The following is a 15,668-nucleotide window of genomic DNA, read 5'->3' as shown; positions in this document are numbered from 1 at the left end:
CCGGCTCTCCGCAGCCCGCCGCTGACCCGACAATCACAACCCACTTACACCGAAAAATTGACAGTCCCACGGCATGCCCTCACCCGAACGGCCACAGGTGTGCTCCGTCGGTCGTGGACCGACGGAGCACACCGATCGGTGCGGTGGGGTTCGCCCGGCTACCGATTGCCGTGATCCGGGGCAGGCGTGTGTCGGAGCTGACTGTCCATGTCCTCGAGCTCGATGCCCGCCGTCTCCTTGACGAGGTGCTTCACGAGGAAGAACGACGCGAGGGCGCTGAGTGCGTAGAAACTGTACGAGCCGGTCAACGAGATCGCCGCCATCACGGGGAAGGTGGTCGAGATGGCGAAGTTCGACAGCCAGTTCACGGCGGTCGAGACGGCCATCGCCCCGGCACGGATTCGGTTGGGGAACATCTCGCCGAGCAGCACCCACATGACCGAGCCCCAGGCCACGCCGAAGAAGGCGACGAACAGGTTGGCGCTGACGAGGGCGACCACACCCCAGACGCCCGGCAGCAGGACCTCACCAGCGACGGTGGTGATCGCCTGCGAGAACGCGAGTGCCATGACCCCGAGGGTCACCGCCATGCCGAGTGACCCGGAGAGCATGAGCAGGCGCCTGCCAACCTTGTCGATGAGCAGGAGCGCGAGCACCGTCGCGCCAATGTTGATGAGGGAGGTGATCGCGGTGATGAGCAGTGCGTTCGACTCACCGAATCCGACCGAGCGCCAGAGGGTGGTCGAGTAGTAGAAGATGACGTTGATACCGACGAACTGCTGGGCGGCCGCGACGAGGATGCCTACCCACACGATCGGCTTGAGCCCGAACGCCCGACCCGCGAGATCGCGTAGCGATGCGCGGCGGTCCGTCTGCAGCGAGCCACGGATCTCCTCGATCTTCGCGCGTGGGTCGGCCAGGCCCGTGCAGGTCCTCAGCACGTGCTCGGCGTCCGCGTCGCGCCCGAGGCCGACGAGGTATCGCGGTGACTCCGGCACCCTCAGTGCGGCGACGCCGTAGGCGATGGCCGGAACCGCCTCGACGATGAACATCCACCGCCACGCGGGCAGGTCGAACCAGAGGGGGTTCGCGGCACCGCCGGCCTGCCACGCCAGGCCGGCATCGACGAAGAGCGAGACCGCGATGCCGGTGACACCCGCGAGGCCCTGCACCGAGACGAGGCGCCCGCGCATGTGTGCTGGAGAGATCTCGGCGATGTAGGTAGGGGCGATGACGGAGGCGGCGCCGACTCCGAGACCGCCGACGACCCGCCACACGATGAGATCGGTGATGCCGAACGCGAGGCCAGTACCTATCGCCGACACGAGGAAGAGGACGGACGAGGTGAGCATGACTGGCACCCGGCCGACGCGGTTCGACAGCGGGCCGGCGAACCACGCGCCGATGACGCAACCGAGCAGGGCAGAGGAGACCGCGAAGCCCTTGAGGCCACTGCCGAGGCCGTAGTGGTCGGCGAGCGCGTCGATAGCCCCGTTGATGACGGCCGTGTCGTAGCCGAAGAGGAAGAAGCCCAGCGCTGCGGTCACCGTGACCAGGACGAGCCTCTTGCTCACCGATGCCGAGGGGGTCGATGCCATCACTGCTCACTCCCCTTGAGCACACGGCAGATCTGGGCCTCCCAGGGGCGCAGCCGCTGCAGGACCGCACCCTCGGGCGGCTCGTGGTGAGTCCCGAGTATCAGCTCGGCGGCACCGACGGCGCCGCCGAGAGCCGCAGCGACATCGAGCTCCTCGTCGGAGAAGTTCGCGACCACGATCCATCGCTCGTCGCCGAGCGTCCGCTCGAAGGCGTACAGGTACTCGTGGTCGCGGGCGAGGAGGCGGTAGTCACCGAAGACCACGATGTCACTGCTGTGACGCAGCTCGATGAGGCGTCGGTAGTGGGCGAGGACCGAGTCCGCGTCGTCGATCTGAGCCTCGACGTTGACCTCGGAGGTGTTCGGGTTGAGCGGCAGCCACGGAGTACCGGTGGTGAATCCCCCGTGCTCCGACGCGTCCCACTGCATGGGCGTGCGAGCGTTGTCGCGGCCGTTCTGGCGCAGGCCCGCAAGGAGCCGTTCCGGCAGGACACCCAGTGCCCGGCCGTACGCCCACGAGTTGTGCGCATCGATGTCGGCGAACTGCTCGATGCTCGCGAACGGGTAGTTGCGCATGCCGATCTCGTCGCCCTGGTAGACGTATGGCGTCCCACGGTGCAGGTGGAGAACCGTGGCGAGCATCTTCGCCGAGGCGACCGCGTGCGCCGGCGACCGGGAACCGAAGCGGGAGGCGACGCGGGCCTGGTCGTGGTTGCCGAAGTAGAGACTGTTCCACCCGGAACGGCCCAGTCCTTCCTGCCAGCGTGCCATGGTCGATTTCAGCGCGAGCAGGTCGAACGGCCTCGGCTCGTACCGTCCGCCCCAGCCGGGCGCGTGATCGACGTCCATGTGCTCGAACGTGAAGATCATGCTGAGGCGGGGGCGCTCACCGCCGGTGACGGCGAGCCCGTCCTCGACGGTCGCCCCCGGCATCTCGCCCACCGTGAGCAGGGTCTTCTCGGCGGTGTCGAACACCTGGTCCCGCAGCTCGTCGAGGAACTCGAGCATCCGTGGCCCGCAGGTGTACTGCGAGGAGGCATCACCGTAGTGGCTCGAGTGCGGCGTCGGCACGTCCTGCAGCGGATACCTCTTGGAGATGAGGTTGATGACATCGAGGCGGAACCCGTCGACGCCGCGGGCGAGCCAGCGGCGCAGCATCGCGTAGAGCGCTTGGCGAACCTCCTGGTTCTCCCAGTTGAGGTCGGGCTGCTCCGGGGCGAAGAGGTGAAGGTAGTACTCACCGCTCTCCTCGTCGTACGTCCACGTCGGCTGGGCGAAGAAGCCGAGCCAGTTCGTCGGCTCCGCGCCGGGCGTGCCTGGTTCCACCCCGTCCCTCGGGGGCCGCCAGATGTACCAGTCGCGTCGAGACGACGAGCGCGTGCTGCGCGACTCCACGAACCATGGATGGTCGATCGACGTGTGGTTGAGGACCACATCGATGATCACCCTCATACCACGGCGGTGGATGTCGGCGATGAGATCGTCGAGGTCCCCCTCGGAACCGAAGCGCGGGTCCACCGCCTCGTAGTCACTGACGTCGTACCCGTTGTCCGCCATGGGCGAGGGGTAGAAGGGCGTGAGCCAGATGACGTCGACCCCGAGGCTCTCGAGATGGTCGAGGCGCGAGCGGACACCCGCGAGGTCCCCGAGACCGTCGCCGTCGGCGTCGGCGAAGGAACGCACGTAGATCTGGTAGACAACCGCCTCGTGCCACCAGGCACGGCTGTTCGTGGGCATGCCAATCTCTTCCATTGGAAACTTAAGCGCTGCACTTATGCGCATAACTAATATAGGGTGGAGTCGCGCACCCGACAAGGGTCGGCAGTTCATCCGGTTCGTCACGGAGGTGAGGCAGTGGTGCGACGCCCGACGTTGGCGGACGTCGCCTCCGCAACCGGCGTGTCCACGGCAACCGTGAGCTACGTCCTCAACGACAAGCCCGGTCAGAGCATCCCGGAACACACGCGCGAACGCGTGCGTGCCGCCGCCGCCGAGCTCGGCTACGTCCGATCGGGTGCCGCCCGCGCGCTCGCCCGGGGACGCAGCGACCTCGTGCTGCTCGTCGTCCCCGACGTCCCGGTGGGCCCCGTCCTCGTCGGGCTGCTCGAGCGACTGACCACGGCCTGCTCACGCGCCGGCCTGCACCTGCTCGCCAAGCTCTCGTTCGCAGGTGACGACCTCGGTGCTCTCTGCCGGGAGCTGCTGCCGGCAGCCGTCATCGTCCTCGTCGACCTCGACCCCGAGCGCATCGACCCGATCCGTGAGCTACGGATCCCCGTGGCGCGGTGGACGGTCTCGCACTCATCGGCACGGGACGCCGACGGAGTCCACGACGTGCCCGTTCCGACTGCGGCGGTCGGACGCGCCCAGGCCGAGGCGATGGTGGCCGCCGGACGTCAGCGGCTCGCGTACGCGCTCCCGGCGGACCCTCGCCTCACCGGCCTGGCCGAGGGGCGCCTCTCCGGGGTGACGGCCGTCTGCCGCGAGCTGGCGCTGCCCGATCCCCTGATCCTGGGGTCCCCGAGTGGCGCGGTATCGACGGCGGAGCTCCGCTCGTGCGTCGAGGCCGGTGTCACCGGGGTGTGCGCCCACAACGACGACGTCGCTCTGGCCGTGCTCACTGCTGCCCGGGCCGCCGGCATCGAGGTGCCCGCACGGCTCGCGGTCATCGGCGTCGACGACATCCCCGCCGGGCGACTCGCACAACCGGAGCTCGCGACGATCTCCTTCGACCTCGACGTGATCTGCGCCCGCCTCATGCTCGCCGTCACGAAGAGCCTCGGCAGCACCCTCGCCGGAGCACCCGGACCTGCGTCAGAGCTGAGACTGCACCCGCGGGCAAGTCTGGGTGACGGCGGCGGCTGATCCACGCCGACGGCCCCGACGCCTGCGACCGGTGAACTCTGTCCGTGGATGGGCCAGGTTCACCGGTCGCAGGTGGCGAGGCGGGCCAGTGCCCTACTGACCCGGCCGCTCCTCGTCGCCTTCCGGCCGGGCGGGCGGAGGCGCGTCGGGCGCCGGCGGAGTGTCGGGCGCCGGCGGCACCGCGGTGCTCGGCGGACCCGCGGTCGGGCCGGGCTGGTTCGCGCTCGGCGGCGGGGGCGGGAACTCCTGCCCCGGCACGGTCCCGGCCGGCGGCGCGAACCGCGACTCGTCGCGCGGCCGGGTCCGTCCGGCGTCGCGCCGCTCGCTCTCGGCGGGCCGCTGCCCTGTGAGTCGCAGCGCATTTTGGCCTGTTTTTCTCGGCGGTTAGTGGCCGATGAGCAGGGCCTCCCTCGCCGCGTCGACGATCTCTGGGGTGAGGGCGTGCAGGTCGTTGACTGCCTGGACCCGCTCGATTTGGGTCAGGAGCCGGTCGACGAGGCGGAAGTTGCCGCCGGTGGTTCGGACGATGGCGGCTATGGCGGTCGCGTGGGCGATCCCGCCGTCGGCCGCGTCGGCGCCTGCGGGAATCCTTGCTGAGAGGACGGCGGTGAGCTCGTCGGGTGTGAGGGGCCTGTATTCGTGGGCGAAGCCGATGCGGCTGTAGAGCTGGGGGTAGCGGGCGAGGCGCTTCTCGATCCCGGGCATGCCGATGAGGATCAAGCCCATGTGGTGGCGGTCGAAGTAGTCGCGGACCTGTTCGAGTCCGGTGGTCTTGAGCCGGTCGGCTTCGTCGATGATGAGCAGCTCCGTGCGGCCGCTGGAGCGGGACTCGGCGTGGACGTAGGGGTCCACGGCCCCGAACTCGGCATAGTCGAGCGCGAAGGAGATCTGCTGGCAGACCCGCGGGAGGCCCTGGTCGATCTGCCGGACCGTGGCGGCGACGGTGGGGGTGAAGAACGCGGTCCTGGCCTGGAGGACCCGCTCGGGGACTGGGCCGAGGTCCTCTTCGAAGACCGAGTGCCATTGTTCCCACTCGTCCGTTCCGGCGTAGTGCCGGGCCGAGAGGGTCTTGCCGACGCCTGGTGGACCCCAGCAGAGCCCGATGTAGCGGTGGGCCCGGACGGTGTCGGCGAACTCGGTGAATCGGCGGTGCTCGCGCGTGCTCTGGAACGGCGGCCGTTGGGGCAGCGGCGGCGCACCCCCGACCTCGCCGAAGTAGCCGGTGAGGAAGCGGCGGCCGTCGTCGTCCTTGCCCAGAAGGGAGCGTGGGTGGTCAGTCGGCGGCATAGAGGCGCAGTCCGTGTCGGGGCGGGGCCTCCACCGAGAGTGCCGGCTCCGCGGGGCTGGTTTCGGGAGGGTAGCGGGTGTCGGCGGGGAGGGCGTCGGCGAGGCTGCGGCGCTGACGGAGCTGCTGCTTGAGCTCGCGGCGGCGCTGCGTGCGGGCGCCCTGGAGCTGTTGGAGGGAGACGGAGTCGGCGGAGAGCTCTGGGGCGATCGCGCGGCACAGGAACGCGTCGTCGAAGTAGACGCGAATCTCTCCGACGTCGCGGGGATTGAACCGCACCGTCACGTGCTCGCCGACGTAGGCGGCGAGCACTGGCGAGACGTACCGGGTGGACGCAAACTGGATCCCGTCTCGCTGCACCTTCCGTGTCGTGGCCGCAGTGAGCAGGAGCAGGTCAAGGTCTTCGGGATGCGCCGGGGCGCGGGGGATGAACCCGGAGGCGCCCCACCGTTCGGCGGGGGCCTGGCCGGTTTCGGAGTGGGGCCGGGCGTTGTACTCCGTGACAACGAACCGTTCGATGATGCCGTCGAGCTGCTCGAGGGTGAGAGTCGGCTCGGTGGCCGGGGTGCCGTTGGTCCCGTGCGGGATGTGGCCGGGCAGATGGGGCAGGAGCTCGGTGGTGAGCGTCCCGTAGAACCGCTCGATCTTCCCGCGCCCCTGCGGGACGCCCTTGCGGGAGTGGACGAGCCGGATGTGAGTGTCCAGGCATACCCGTTCGAGCCTGGCGGAGGTGAAGTCCGAGCCGTGGTCGCTGTAGAGGACGTCGGGCAGGCCCGACACGGCCCAGGCCGGGTTCTCCTTGCGGTTCACGGCTTGGTGCAGGGCCAGTGCGGTCTGATCGGCGGTCGGCGCCCCGGTGAAGGGGGTGTATCCGGCGACGGCGCGGGAGTAGTCATCCAGCACGGCCGTCAGCCAGGGCCGTACCGGGGCGCCTCGCCTGTCGAGCACCGCGATGTCGAGGAAGGTGTGGTCGGCCTGCCACTGCTCGTTCGCCCTCGCTGCGGTGCGGCGGTAGACGAGCTCGAACCGGTCCCGGTACGCGGCCTCGCCGTGCTGGGCGAGGGTGCGCAGGCCCGGGTCGATGGCAGCGATCGTTGCCCGGACGCTCGAGTAGCTCGGTGGCGGGAGCCCGCGGTCGCGGGCGAGGTCGCCGACCCTGCGGTGGACGAACGCGGCGGTCGGTTCCGGGCGGCGCAGCGCCATCGCCTCGATGGCTTCGATCAGTTCGGCCGCGATGCGCCGCCGGCCCCGGTCCGGGCGTGCGCGGCGGCGCAGCCCGGCGCTCGTCGGATCGGCGCGGTGGGCGGCGGCCCAGCGTGTCAGGGTCCGCACCGGGACCCCCGAGGCGGCGGACAGTCGCGTCCATGGGATGCCGTCCTCCTCGTGCTGGCGCAGCAGGGCGAGCTTCTGGTCTGCACTGCGCTGCTGCGCCACCTGGGTCAGCCCCTCACGCTGGGTTCGGCGTGCTCGGTGAGGTGGCGGTAGATCGTTCCGCGGGAGACGCCGAACGTCTCGGCGATCTGCTGGACCGTGTACGTCTTCTCGTCGTACATCGCCCGGGCCTGCCTCGCCTTCGTCGGGGTCAGCTTCAGCCGGCCGCCGCCCTTGCGGCCCCTGGCCCGCGCTGCGGCGAGCCCGTCGCGGGTGCGCTCGACGATCAGGTCGTGCTCGAACTCGGCGATCGCCGCGAGCAGGTGGAAGAACAGCCTCCCGCCCGGGGTCGTCGTGTCGATCCCCTGGGAGAGCGCGCGCAGGCCGACGCCGCGCTCCTGGAGCCCGTCCGCGACCTCCTTGAGGTTCCGCACCGACCGGCCCAGCCGGTCCAGCTTGGTCACCACGAGCGTGTCCCCGGCCCGCAGGTAGTCCAGCGCGTCCTCGAGGGCGGGCCGCTTCGCCAGGACCCCGGAGGCGTGCTCGACGAAGACCTTCGCGCAGCCGGCGGCCTCCAGCGCGTCGGTCTGCCCGTCGGGGTTCTGCTCCCTGGTCGAGACCCGCGCGTACCCGATCGAAGCCACGCCCCAACTGTACTGTTGACGTGGCAGACGGTACATAGGTCACGGACACGGCCCATGGAACACGACACACCGAAATCCGCATGTGGATTTGACCGCTCTTTGGCGGTGTTCTGTGATCGCTCGCTGTCGCTAGCCCTTGAGTGCTTGCGATCGCCTGTAGAAGGTGGCCCGGGACATTCCGAGGTCGCGTGCGACTTGCGCGGCTGGCTCCCCGCCTTCGACCAGGCGGATGGCGTTCCTGATCTGGCTGTCGGTGATCCGGCGTGGTCGACCGCCGAGGTGCTTGCCGGCTTCCCTGCGTTTGCTGACGGAGTCGATGACGCGTTCGCGTTTGATCTCGTGCTCCATCTGGGCGAGGGCGGCCATGATCGTGAACAGCATCGACCCCATGGGTGTCTTGGTGTCGACGTCGCCGCCTCCGAGGTTCAGCACGCGCAGGCCGGCACCGCGGGCCCGCAGCTCGTCGGCGAAGGCGAGCATGTTCTGGGTGGATCGCCCGAGCCGGTCCAGTGTCGTGATGACGAGGGTGTCGCCCTCGATGAGCGCTTCGAGCGCCCGGTCGAACTGGGGCCGTGATGCCCTGGCCCCGGACACGCCGTGGTCGATGTAGAGGTCGTCGCGTCGGACGCCGGCGGCCAGGAGGTCGGCCTGCTGCCGGTCGGTGGACTGCTGCCGGGTCGAAACGCGTGCGTAGCCGATCAGCTTCGCCATGGACTGCTCCGATGTGTCTCGTAACCAACTATGGATACAGCGATTCAACCATAAGGTTGTAAGACATAGTTACGAGAATCGTCGTCATCGGATGGTTCCGTGCACTTCCGGAGAAAACAAGGGCATTGCTGCCGTGGGGGCATTAGGGGCGGCGAGACGTCTCATATCCCTAGGGTTTCGAGCCTGGCAACGGCCTCTGCGGGCTGAAGCACCCAATCGTTCTTCGGGGTGGTCGTTCATCAGCCATAGGACCGCCATTTACCGATCACAGAACGCCGCCTAAGAGCGCTCACATCCACACACCAGGACCAACGAATCAATCCACGATAGCCCAAACAACCGACCGAGTACACGGTCAGTTTCACAGGACGCGTCCGATTGTTCCCATCCATGGAATGTAACGATTTCATATACCGACCGCGTACACGGTCGGTTTCTGCTACGGTTGTGATGTTCCGCACATGCGGGACCTTGAATATCGCCGAAGGAGTCGATCCGATGAGCTCTTCAGCACCCGATGCTTCCCCTGACTGGACCGCAGCGGCGGCCGCAGTCCCGTCTTCCCCCGCTGGGGCCCTGCTTCCCGAGAGGAAGGCCAGCGGCGCCGTCGTCGCCACGATGGTGCTGGCCCGCTTCGGCTGGGCATTCGCGATCCAGGTGCCACTGGTGGCGAGCCTGGCCCTGAAGGCCCAGTCGCTGGTAGGGCCGGACCAGGCCGTCGGGGCGTTGGGGGCGGTGACCAGCGTGGGGGCCTTCGTCGCCTTCGTTGCTAATCCGGTGTTCGGGCGTCTCAGCGACCGGACGCGGGGCCGGTTCGGGCGCCGTCGGCCGTGGCTCGTGGTCGGGGCGGTCGGCCTGCTGCTGGCCCTGTTGGGCATCGCATTCGCCCCGAGCGTGCTGATGCTCGGGGCCGCGTGGATCGGGGCGCAGGTCTTCGCCAACGCCTACGCGGCCCCCCACACGGCGACCCTGTCCGACCAGGTCCCGCCCGTCCAGCGCGGTTTCGTGAGCGGCCTGACCGGGGTGCTGCAGAACGTGGCGATCCTGGCGGCCGCCTACACCACGCAGTTCTTCAGCCAGGACCAGCTGATGCTCGCCCTCGTGCCCGGCGTCATCGGCCTGATCCTGATGGTCCTGTTCGCCTTCGTCCTGCCCGACCGGCAGCTGACGCACCGCCCTGCCCCGGAGGGCGGACTGAAGACCGTGCTGAAGACGTTCTGGGTCAGCCCCCGGCAGAATCCCGACTTCGCCTGGGCCTGGGTCTCGCGGTTCCTGATGGTCCTGTCGACCTTCATGTTCACCACGTTCCGTCTCCTGTACCTGCAGAAGGAACTGGGGCTGCCCACGAAGCAGGCCGCGGCCGTGATGGCCACCGGTGTCCTCTTCTACACGATCGCCCTGGTCGCAAGCACATTCTTCGCGGGCTGGCTCTCCGACCGGCTCAAGCGGCGGAAGGTGTTCATCTTCGCCTCCGCGATCATCTTCGCCATCGGCATGGTCGTGCTCTCCCAGGCGCACTCCCAGGAGCCCTTCTTCATCGCCGAGGCAATCCTCGGCCTCGGCTTCGGCGCCTACGTCGGCGTCGACCTCGCCCTCGTCGTGGACCTCCTGCCCAACCCGGAGGAGGCGGCGAAGGACCTCGGCGTGTTCAACATCGCCCTGGCCGTCCCGCAGACCCTTGCCCCCGGCCTCGGCGCAGTTCTGATCGGGATCGGCGGAGGCCACAACTACACCGCCATGATCACCGCGGCAGCGGTCATCGCCCTGATGGGCGCCCTGACCATCCTGCCCGTGAAGAAGGTCCGCTGACCCGGCGTCAGCGAACCCTAGAACGACCAAGAAGGCCAGTGTGAATGCCATGACCCAGACCCTCGCCGAAGACTCGGTCGAGAACGCGATCAGGTCCCTCGACCTCACCGCCAAGGTCCGACTGCTCTCAGGAGCCAGGATGTTCAGCCTCCACGCCGAGGCCTCGATCGGGCTGGAGGAGATCGTGATGTCCGACGGGCCCACTGGGGTCCGCGGCGAGGCGGTCGTCGGCGGACGCGAGAGCTGCCTGCTGCCCAGCGCCTCCCTCCTCGCCCAGACCTGGGACCGCCAGGTGCTGGAGGAGGTGGGAGGGATCCTGGCCGAGGAAGCGATGGACCAGAGGACCCACATCGTCCTGGGCCCGACCATCAACCTCCACCGCACCCCCCTCGGGGGCAGGCTGTTCGAGTGCTTCAGCGAAGACCCCTACCTCACCGGGGCCCTGGCCGCGGCCTACGTCCGCTCGCTCCAGCGCCACGGCATCGGAGCCTCCCCGAAGCACTTCCTGGCCAACGAGTCCGAGACCCAGCGCACCACCGTCGACTGCGTCGCGGACGAGCGCGCCCTCCGGGAGCTGTACCTGCTCCCCTTCGAGATCGTGGAGCAGGACGCACGCCCGTGGACGGTGATGGCCTCCTACAACAGCGTCAACGGCACCACCGCCACCGAGCACGGCGAGCTCATCGACCGGATCCTCAAGGGCGAGTGGGGCTTCGACGGGCTCGTCATGTCCGACTGGTTCGCGACCAAGCGCGCCGCCGAGAGCGCCAACGCCGGCCTGGACCTGGTCATGCCAGGACCGGAGACCGTCTGGAGCACCGGCCTCGAGAAGGCGGTCCGCTCGGGGACGGTGAAGGAGGAGACTGTCGACGAGCACGTCCGCCGCCTGCTGCGGCTCGCCGCCCGGTTAGGGGCCTTCGCCGGCACCCGGACCTGGCCCACCGCGGTGCCCCGCCCGGACGGGGAGCTGCGCCGCGGGCAGCTGCGCCGCATCGCCGCCGAGGGCATGGCCGTGCTGAAGAACGACCGCGGGGTCCTCCCCCTCGCCGGGGCCGGGCCCGTCGCCGTGATCGGCCGGCACGCCACCGACACCGTCGCCCAGGGCGGCGGCTCCGCCCGTGTCCGTCCCCCGCACGTGGTCAGCATCGCCGACGGCCTCGCATCCGCCCTCGGGCGCGAGAACGTCACGGTCGTCGACGGCGTCGAGACCCGAACCCGCCTCCTGGCCGCGCCCGCCTCCCTCCTCCGGGATCCCGAGACAGGCACACCGGGAATCCGGGTCCGCGCCCTCGACGGGCACGACGGCCTCATCGAATCCCGGCACCTCGACGTCGCCGAGCTCGAGGTCGCCGAGGACGGCTGGCTCGCCACGGCGGCGACGATCGAGCTCTCCGCCGACGTCGCCCTCCCCGGCCCGGCCCGGATGCGGGTGGGCGTCATCGGCCCCGGGGACTGGACCGTCACAGCCCCGGGCCATTGCGAGTCGTTCACCGTCACCCCGCACAAGGGCCCCGGCGGAGGCCTCCACCGCCCCAAGAGCCATGCCGCCGTGGTCGCCCTCGAGCCCGGCGCCCGTATCACCGCCACCACCGGCCCGCACTTCGAGATGCGCATCATCGGCCTCGTCCTCACCGCCGCCCCCCGCCCGGCCGCCGCCGCGATCCGGGAGGCCACGGACGCCGCCGCCCGCGCCGAAACCGCCATTGTGGTCGTCGGCAACACCCAAGAGCAGGAAACCGAGGGCGAGGACAAGAAGACCCTCGCCCTGCCCGGCGACCAGGACGCCCTCGTGGCCGCCGTCGCAGCCGTCGCCCCGCGCACGGTGGTCGTGGTCAACGCCGCCACCCCCGTCCTGATGCCATGGATCGACGACGTCGATGCCGTGCTCTTCGCCGGCCTGCCGGGCCAAGAGGCCGGGGCCGCCGTCGCCGCAGCGCTCACCGGGGACATCGAGCCGGCAGGACGCCTGGTCACCACCTTCCCCGCCCGCGACGGCGAGGGTCCCGCCTGGTCCACCGAGCCCGTCGACGGCCGGCTCGTCTACGCCGAGGGGACCCGCGTGGGCTACCGGGGCTGGCACGGCTCCGGCACCGAACCGCTGTTCTGGTTCGGCCACGGCCTCGGCTACACCACCTGGGATTACACCGGGGCCGCGATCACCGGCACCGACGGGCCTACCGTCACCGGTGTCTCCGTCACGCTCTCGAACACCGGAGAGCGCCGCGGGAAGGAGACCGTGCAGGTCTACCGGATCCCCGACAACGGCGAGACGCCGCGGCTCATCGGCTGGGCCCAGGTTTCCCTCGGCCCCGGCGAGAGCGGTACTGTCAGGGTCGAGTGCGACGCCCGCACCCAGCGCATCTGGGACGCCGCCGGCCACCGCTGGCTTCCGCTCACCGGCGGCACCCTCGCCGTCGCCCGCGGCCTCGGCGACATCCGGACCACGGTCCCCCTCGACGCCGCACAGGAGGCCTAAATGTCCTACCCTCCCGGGTACCGCATCGAACGCGAGCGGACCCGTCCCGAGAAGGCCGGGGACATCGCCCGCGCCAAGGCCATCAAGGCCGCCATCGAGCTGTTCTCCACCGGCGGCTACAACAAGACCTCCATCTCCGAAGTCGCGCTCCGCACCGGGCTGTCCCAGTCGGGACTGCTCCACCATTTCCCCAACAAGACCGCACTCCTCTCCGCCGTGCTCGAACAGCGCGAGAACGAGGACAGCGAATTCCTCTTCGGCGACGGCGAGGCACCCTTGGGCTGGGCGGCCTTCGACTCCCTCATCGCGCTGGTGGCCAGGAACTCCACGCGGCCCGAGTGGATCGGCCTGTTCGTGCGCATCTCTGCCGAGGCCAGCGAGCCCAAGCACCCTGCGCACGAATGGATCCTCAACCACTACCGCAGCGTCCGCACGTGGCTCGCCCGGGCGGTCGAGCACGGCAAGAAGGCCGGGGAGATCATCCCCGAGGCACCCACTGACGCGATCGTCCGCAACACCATCGCGGTGCTCGACGGGCTCCAGCAGCAGTGGGTGGCCGAACCACACAGCTTGTCCATGGTCGCCGAGATGCGCGTGTACCTCCAGGGGCTCCGCTCCGCCTGGGGCACCGGCCGAGGCTGACCCCGTCCCCCTGTCGCCGGGACGCGCGCGTCCCGGCGCGGTCCCAGCACACCGAAAGGCCGATGACCATGACCGCACTCTCCCCCGACGTGCTCGAATTCGTCTCCCAGCCCAACCCCGCCGTCATGGCCACCGTCGGCCCGGACGGGTGCCCCGTGACCGTCCAGATCGTCTACCTCGCCGAGGACAGCGAACACATCCTCCTCAGCATCGCCAGCGGGAACTCACGTGGAGGCAGGCTCGAGCACCTCCGCGCCGACCCCAGAACCTCGATCACCATCCTCGGCCGGGATGACTGGACTAGAGCCGTGACCATCCACGGCACCGCCGTCGACTTCTTCGATGACCAGGACCTCGCCGCTATCGATGCGATGACCGAGCACTACTTCGGGGGACCCTACGCCAGGCGCGACCCCAGGACCGCCGTCAGGATCCGCATCGACGACTGGAGCGCGGAAATCACCCCGAGCAACGTCTTCGCCACAGGCCCCCGCCCAGAAGAACCAGCTGCTGGTTGACACCCTGTCCTGACGACGCGGATTCGGAAGGGCGCACCAGAGGAGCCCCGCGGGCAGCGCGAACATGCCGGTGGGCACTCAGTTGGACGATCGCCGCGCGCGTTCACCTATCCGGCAAGGGCCGCCACGTCGCGGCGTCGGTCCGCTCCCTCACGGAGACCAATCCTTGGACTAATTCCCGCAGGCGACCCCGTCGTGGTCACGGTCCAGGCCGATCCGGTTGCCAGGCTGGCCTGAGTACAGCGGGGCCGCGCCGGCGGCGCGGGTGCGGTCTTGGCCGGTGCCTTCTGGTCGGAGGGACCTGCCGGTCCGGGCAGGAGGCGAGGATGCGGGCGATGGCGTCGTGCTCGGCCTGGGTGACCCAGAGGCTGTAGGTGGCCTTGACCGAGACCTGCCGGGCCACGTACTGGCACCGGTAGGACTTGTTCGGCGGCAGCCACGTGGCCGCGTCTCCGTCGCCCTTGGCCTCGTTGGTCGGCCCGTCCACGGCGAGCAGGTTCAGCGGGGCATTGGCCAGGGCGGTGCGCTGGGCGGCGGCGAGCTGCTGGGCGCCCTTCTGCCAGGCGTCCGAGAGGGCGACGACGTGGTCAATCTGCACCGCGGTGCTGATGCCGTTGCCCCGCACCAAGGACACCCTCTTCCCGGTGTAGGGGTCGTTCAGGGTGCCGGAGGCGATGACGCAGCCGTGGGTGCCGGCCTTGGCGACGGTGTGGGTGAGGTCGCGCAGGAGGATGTCGTTGCAGGTGTCTTACCCGTTTTGGTCCACATCCGCCCAGGCCCGGCTGTTCCTGGGCCCCATCATGGGCGTCGGCCCACACCTCGAAGAGCGAAGGAGCCGGGCAGCCCGCGCTGCCCTCGGCCCGAGGAGCTGTGCGGAGGGTTGATGACCCGGATACTCCTACAAGTGCTAAGACCCCAGGGTTTCGCTGATCTGCTGGGCGGTCTTCCTGACCGCGTCGATGATGCTCTCGGCCTTTTCGTCGTCCATGAGGAATGCGGGGCACGGGACCGAGAGGGTTCCGACGAACGCTCCCTCGTTCTGGATCGACGCGGCGGCGCTCCAGACGCCTTCGTCGATCTCCTCCCGGCTCACTGCCCAGCCGCGCCCGGCATCCCTTCTGACTTCCTCGAGGAAGCCCTCGATGCCTGAGGCAGGTGCCAGCTCGCCGCGGGTGATCGCCTCCTCGATGTAGGACAGGCGGTCCTCCTCGGCCTGCGCCGCGAGCAGCAGGTGTGCGCTGGCTCCGCGCAGGGGCGGGAGGTACTGGCCCACTTCGAAGGACAGCCGGAGCCGGCGTGGGGCCTCGATCCGGTTGGTGCAGACGGGCAGCCCGGCGATGGGCTGGACGAGGAGGACGGTCTCCTGGGTCTCCTCGGCGAGGGCCTGCATGAAGGGCCTGATGACGTCGATGAGCGTGGTCGCCCGTCTGGCCGCCTGGCCGAGCGCGATGACCCTCATCGTGAGGCGGTACTGGCTCCGGCCGGCCTCCTCGACCAGTCCCATGTCCCTGAGCATGGCGACGTACCGGTGGGCCGAGGGCACCGGTATCTCCACGGCTTCGGCGAGCTCGCGGACTGTCGCCAGCGGCGCCCTTTCGAAGGCGAACAGCAGGTCGATGGCGCGCCTGGCGCTGTCGGCCCCCGTCTTGGCAGCAGGCATGAGCCCTCCTTGTTGACTCGATCACATGACCTGATCTATCGTCGAATCACTCTTCGAGAGTACGTTATCATACAGCGATAGAGATAGCAA

13 protein-coding genes and 1 pseudogene are annotated in these 15,668 nt (G+C 69.4%); 5 read left to right on the top strand and 9 right to left on the bottom strand.

The window, feature by feature from the left end; genetic code table 11:
* Positions 1 to 158 precede the first annotated feature (158 nt).
* Both IE231_RS13310 and IE231_RS13305 read right to left on the bottom strand, forming a co-directional pair.
* On the bottom strand, positions 159 to 1,598 hold the full coding sequence (locus IE231_RS13310; RefSeq protein ID WP_189694448.1) for a sugar porter family MFS transporter: 1,440 nt from the start codon (positions 1,596 to 1,598) through the stop codon (positions 159 to 161).
* Positions 1,598 to 3,334: a glycoside hydrolase family 13 protein gene (locus IE231_RS13305; protein ID WP_189694447.1), complete on the bottom strand. Its 1,737-nt coding sequence runs from the start codon at positions 3,332 to 3,334 to the stop codon at positions 1,598 to 1,600. The genes IE231_RS13310 and IE231_RS13305 overlap by 1 nt, the downstream gene beginning before the upstream one ends.
* Positions 3,335 to 3,454: 120 nt before the next feature.
* Between IE231_RS13305 and IE231_RS13300 the strand changes: the two genes are divergently transcribed.
* Complete coding sequence (locus tag IE231_RS13300) at positions 3,455 to 4,462, top strand: LacI family DNA-binding transcriptional regulator (protein ID WP_189694446.1); 1,008 nt, start codon at positions 3,455 to 3,457, stop codon at positions 4,460 to 4,462.
* A gap of 384 nt (positions 4,463 to 4,846) precedes the next feature.
* Here the strand turns inward: IE231_RS13300 and IE231_RS13295 are convergent, their stop codons facing one another.
* From IE231_RS13295 to IE231_RS13280, 4 genes are all read right to left on the bottom strand, one after another.
* Complete coding sequence (locus IE231_RS13295; RefSeq protein ID WP_189694445.1) at positions 4,847 to 5,749, bottom strand: AAA family ATPase; 903 nt, start codon at positions 5,747 to 5,749, stop codon at positions 4,847 to 4,849.
* Positions 5,736 to 7,181, bottom strand: a complete 1,446-nt coding sequence (locus tag IE231_RS13290; RefSeq protein ID WP_189694444.1) for a TnsB C-terminal domain-containing protein — start codon at positions 7,179 to 7,181, stop codon at positions 5,736 to 5,738. The genes IE231_RS13295 and IE231_RS13290 overlap by 14 nt, the downstream gene beginning before the upstream one ends.
* Positions 7,182 to 7,186: 5 nt before the next feature.
* Positions 7,187 to 7,762 (bottom strand): recombinase family protein, encoded by a 576-nt coding sequence (locus IE231_RS13285; protein WP_229866930.1) that lies wholly within the window; start codon positions 7,760 to 7,762, stop codon positions 7,187 to 7,189.
* 129 nt (positions 7,763 to 7,891) lie between these two features.
* A complete protein-coding gene (locus IE231_RS13280) occupies positions 7,892 to 8,473 on the bottom strand; it encodes a recombinase family protein (protein ID WP_189694442.1) in 582 nt (193 codons plus the stop codon).
* Between the two features lie 498 nt (positions 8,474 to 8,971).
* Between IE231_RS13280 and IE231_RS13275 the strand changes: the two genes are divergently transcribed.
* From IE231_RS13275 to IE231_RS13260, 4 genes are all read left to right on the top strand, one after another.
* A complete protein-coding gene (locus IE231_RS13275) occupies positions 8,972 to 10,282 on the top strand; it encodes an MFS transporter (RefSeq protein ID WP_189694441.1) in 1,311 nt (436 codons plus the stop codon).
* A 49-nt stretch (positions 10,283 to 10,331) separates the two neighbouring features.
* Positions 10,332 to 12,758, top strand: a complete 2,427-nt coding sequence (locus IE231_RS13270; RefSeq protein ID WP_189694440.1) for a glycoside hydrolase family 3 C-terminal domain-containing protein — start codon at positions 10,332 to 10,334, stop codon at positions 12,756 to 12,758.
* The gene (locus tag IE231_RS13265; RefSeq protein WP_189694439.1) at positions 12,759 to 13,400 is read left to right on the top strand and encodes a TetR/AcrR family transcriptional regulator; all 642 of its coding nucleotides are present in this window, start codon (positions 12,759 to 12,761) and stop codon (positions 13,398 to 13,400) included. It begins immediately after the preceding gene.
* A 68-nt stretch (positions 13,401 to 13,468) separates the two neighbouring features.
* The gene (locus tag IE231_RS13260; protein ID WP_189694438.1) at positions 13,469 to 13,918 is read left to right on the top strand and encodes a pyridoxamine 5'-phosphate oxidase family protein; all 450 of its coding nucleotides are present in this window, start codon (positions 13,469 to 13,471) and stop codon (positions 13,916 to 13,918) included.
* 171 nt (positions 13,919 to 14,089) lie between these two features.
* Here the strand turns inward: IE231_RS13260 and IE231_RS18515 are convergent, their stop codons facing one another.
* The 3 genes and pseudogenes from IE231_RS18515 to IE231_RS13250 all read right to left on the bottom strand — a co-directional run bounded on the left by IE231_RS18515 (position 14,090) and on the right by IE231_RS13250 (position 15,578).
* Complete coding sequence (locus tag IE231_RS18515; protein ID WP_306341568.1) at positions 14,090 to 14,161, bottom strand: excalibur calcium-binding domain-containing protein; 72 nt, start codon at positions 14,159 to 14,161, stop codon at positions 14,090 to 14,092.
* 145 nt (positions 14,162 to 14,306) lie between these two features.
* Positions 14,307 to 14,645 (bottom strand): annotated as a pseudogene (locus IE231_RS18510) (HNH endonuclease family protein); the annotation flags it as partial.
* Between the two features lie 180 nt (positions 14,646 to 14,825).
* A complete protein-coding gene (locus IE231_RS13250; protein WP_189694437.1) occupies positions 14,826 to 15,578 on the bottom strand; it encodes an IclR family transcriptional regulator in 753 nt (250 codons plus the stop codon).
* Between the last annotated feature and the right edge of the window lie 90 nt (positions 15,579 to 15,668).

This window comes from Sinomonas cellulolyticus, from assembly GCF_014656475.1.
In the GTDB taxonomy this organism is placed as follows: Bacteria; Actinomycetota; Actinomycetes; order Actinomycetales; family Micrococcaceae; genus Sinomonas; species Sinomonas cellulolyticus.
Note: the sequence above shows the minus strand (reverse complement) of the source record. Positions and strands in the feature narration are given on the sequence as shown.

Coding starts and splice junctions, on each gene's coding strand:
- IE231_RS13310 (WP_189694448.1), bottom strand. CDS start 1,598: ATGGCATCGACCCCCTCGGCATCGGTGAGCAAGAGGCTCGTCCTGGTC.
- IE231_RS13305 (WP_189694447.1), bottom strand. CDS start 3,334: ATGCCCACGAACAGCCGTGCCTGGTGGCACGAGGCGGTTGTCTACCAG.
- IE231_RS13295 (WP_189694445.1), bottom strand. CDS start 5,749: ATGCCGCCGACTGACCACCCACGCTCCCTTCTGGGCAAGGACGACGAC.
- IE231_RS13280 (WP_189694442.1), bottom strand. CDS start 8,473: ATGGCGAAGCTGATCGGCTACGCACGCGTTTCGACCCGGCAGCAGTCC.
- IE231_RS13275 (WP_189694441.1), top strand. CDS start 8,972: ATGAGCTCTTCAGCACCCGATGCTTCCCCTGACTGGACCGCAGCGGCG.
- IE231_RS13270 (WP_189694440.1), top strand. CDS start 10,332: ATGACCCAGACCCTCGCCGAAGACTCGGTCGAGAACGCGATCAGGTCC.
- IE231_RS13265 (WP_189694439.1), top strand. CDS start 12,759: ATGTCCTACCCTCCCGGGTACCGCATCGAACGCGAGCGGACCCGTCCC.
- IE231_RS13260 (WP_189694438.1), top strand. CDS start 13,469: ATGACCGCACTCTCCCCCGACGTGCTCGAATTCGTCTCCCAGCCCAAC.
- IE231_RS13250 (WP_189694437.1), bottom strand. CDS start 15,578: ATGCCTGCTGCCAAGACGGGGGCCGACAGCGCCAGGCGCGCCATCGAC.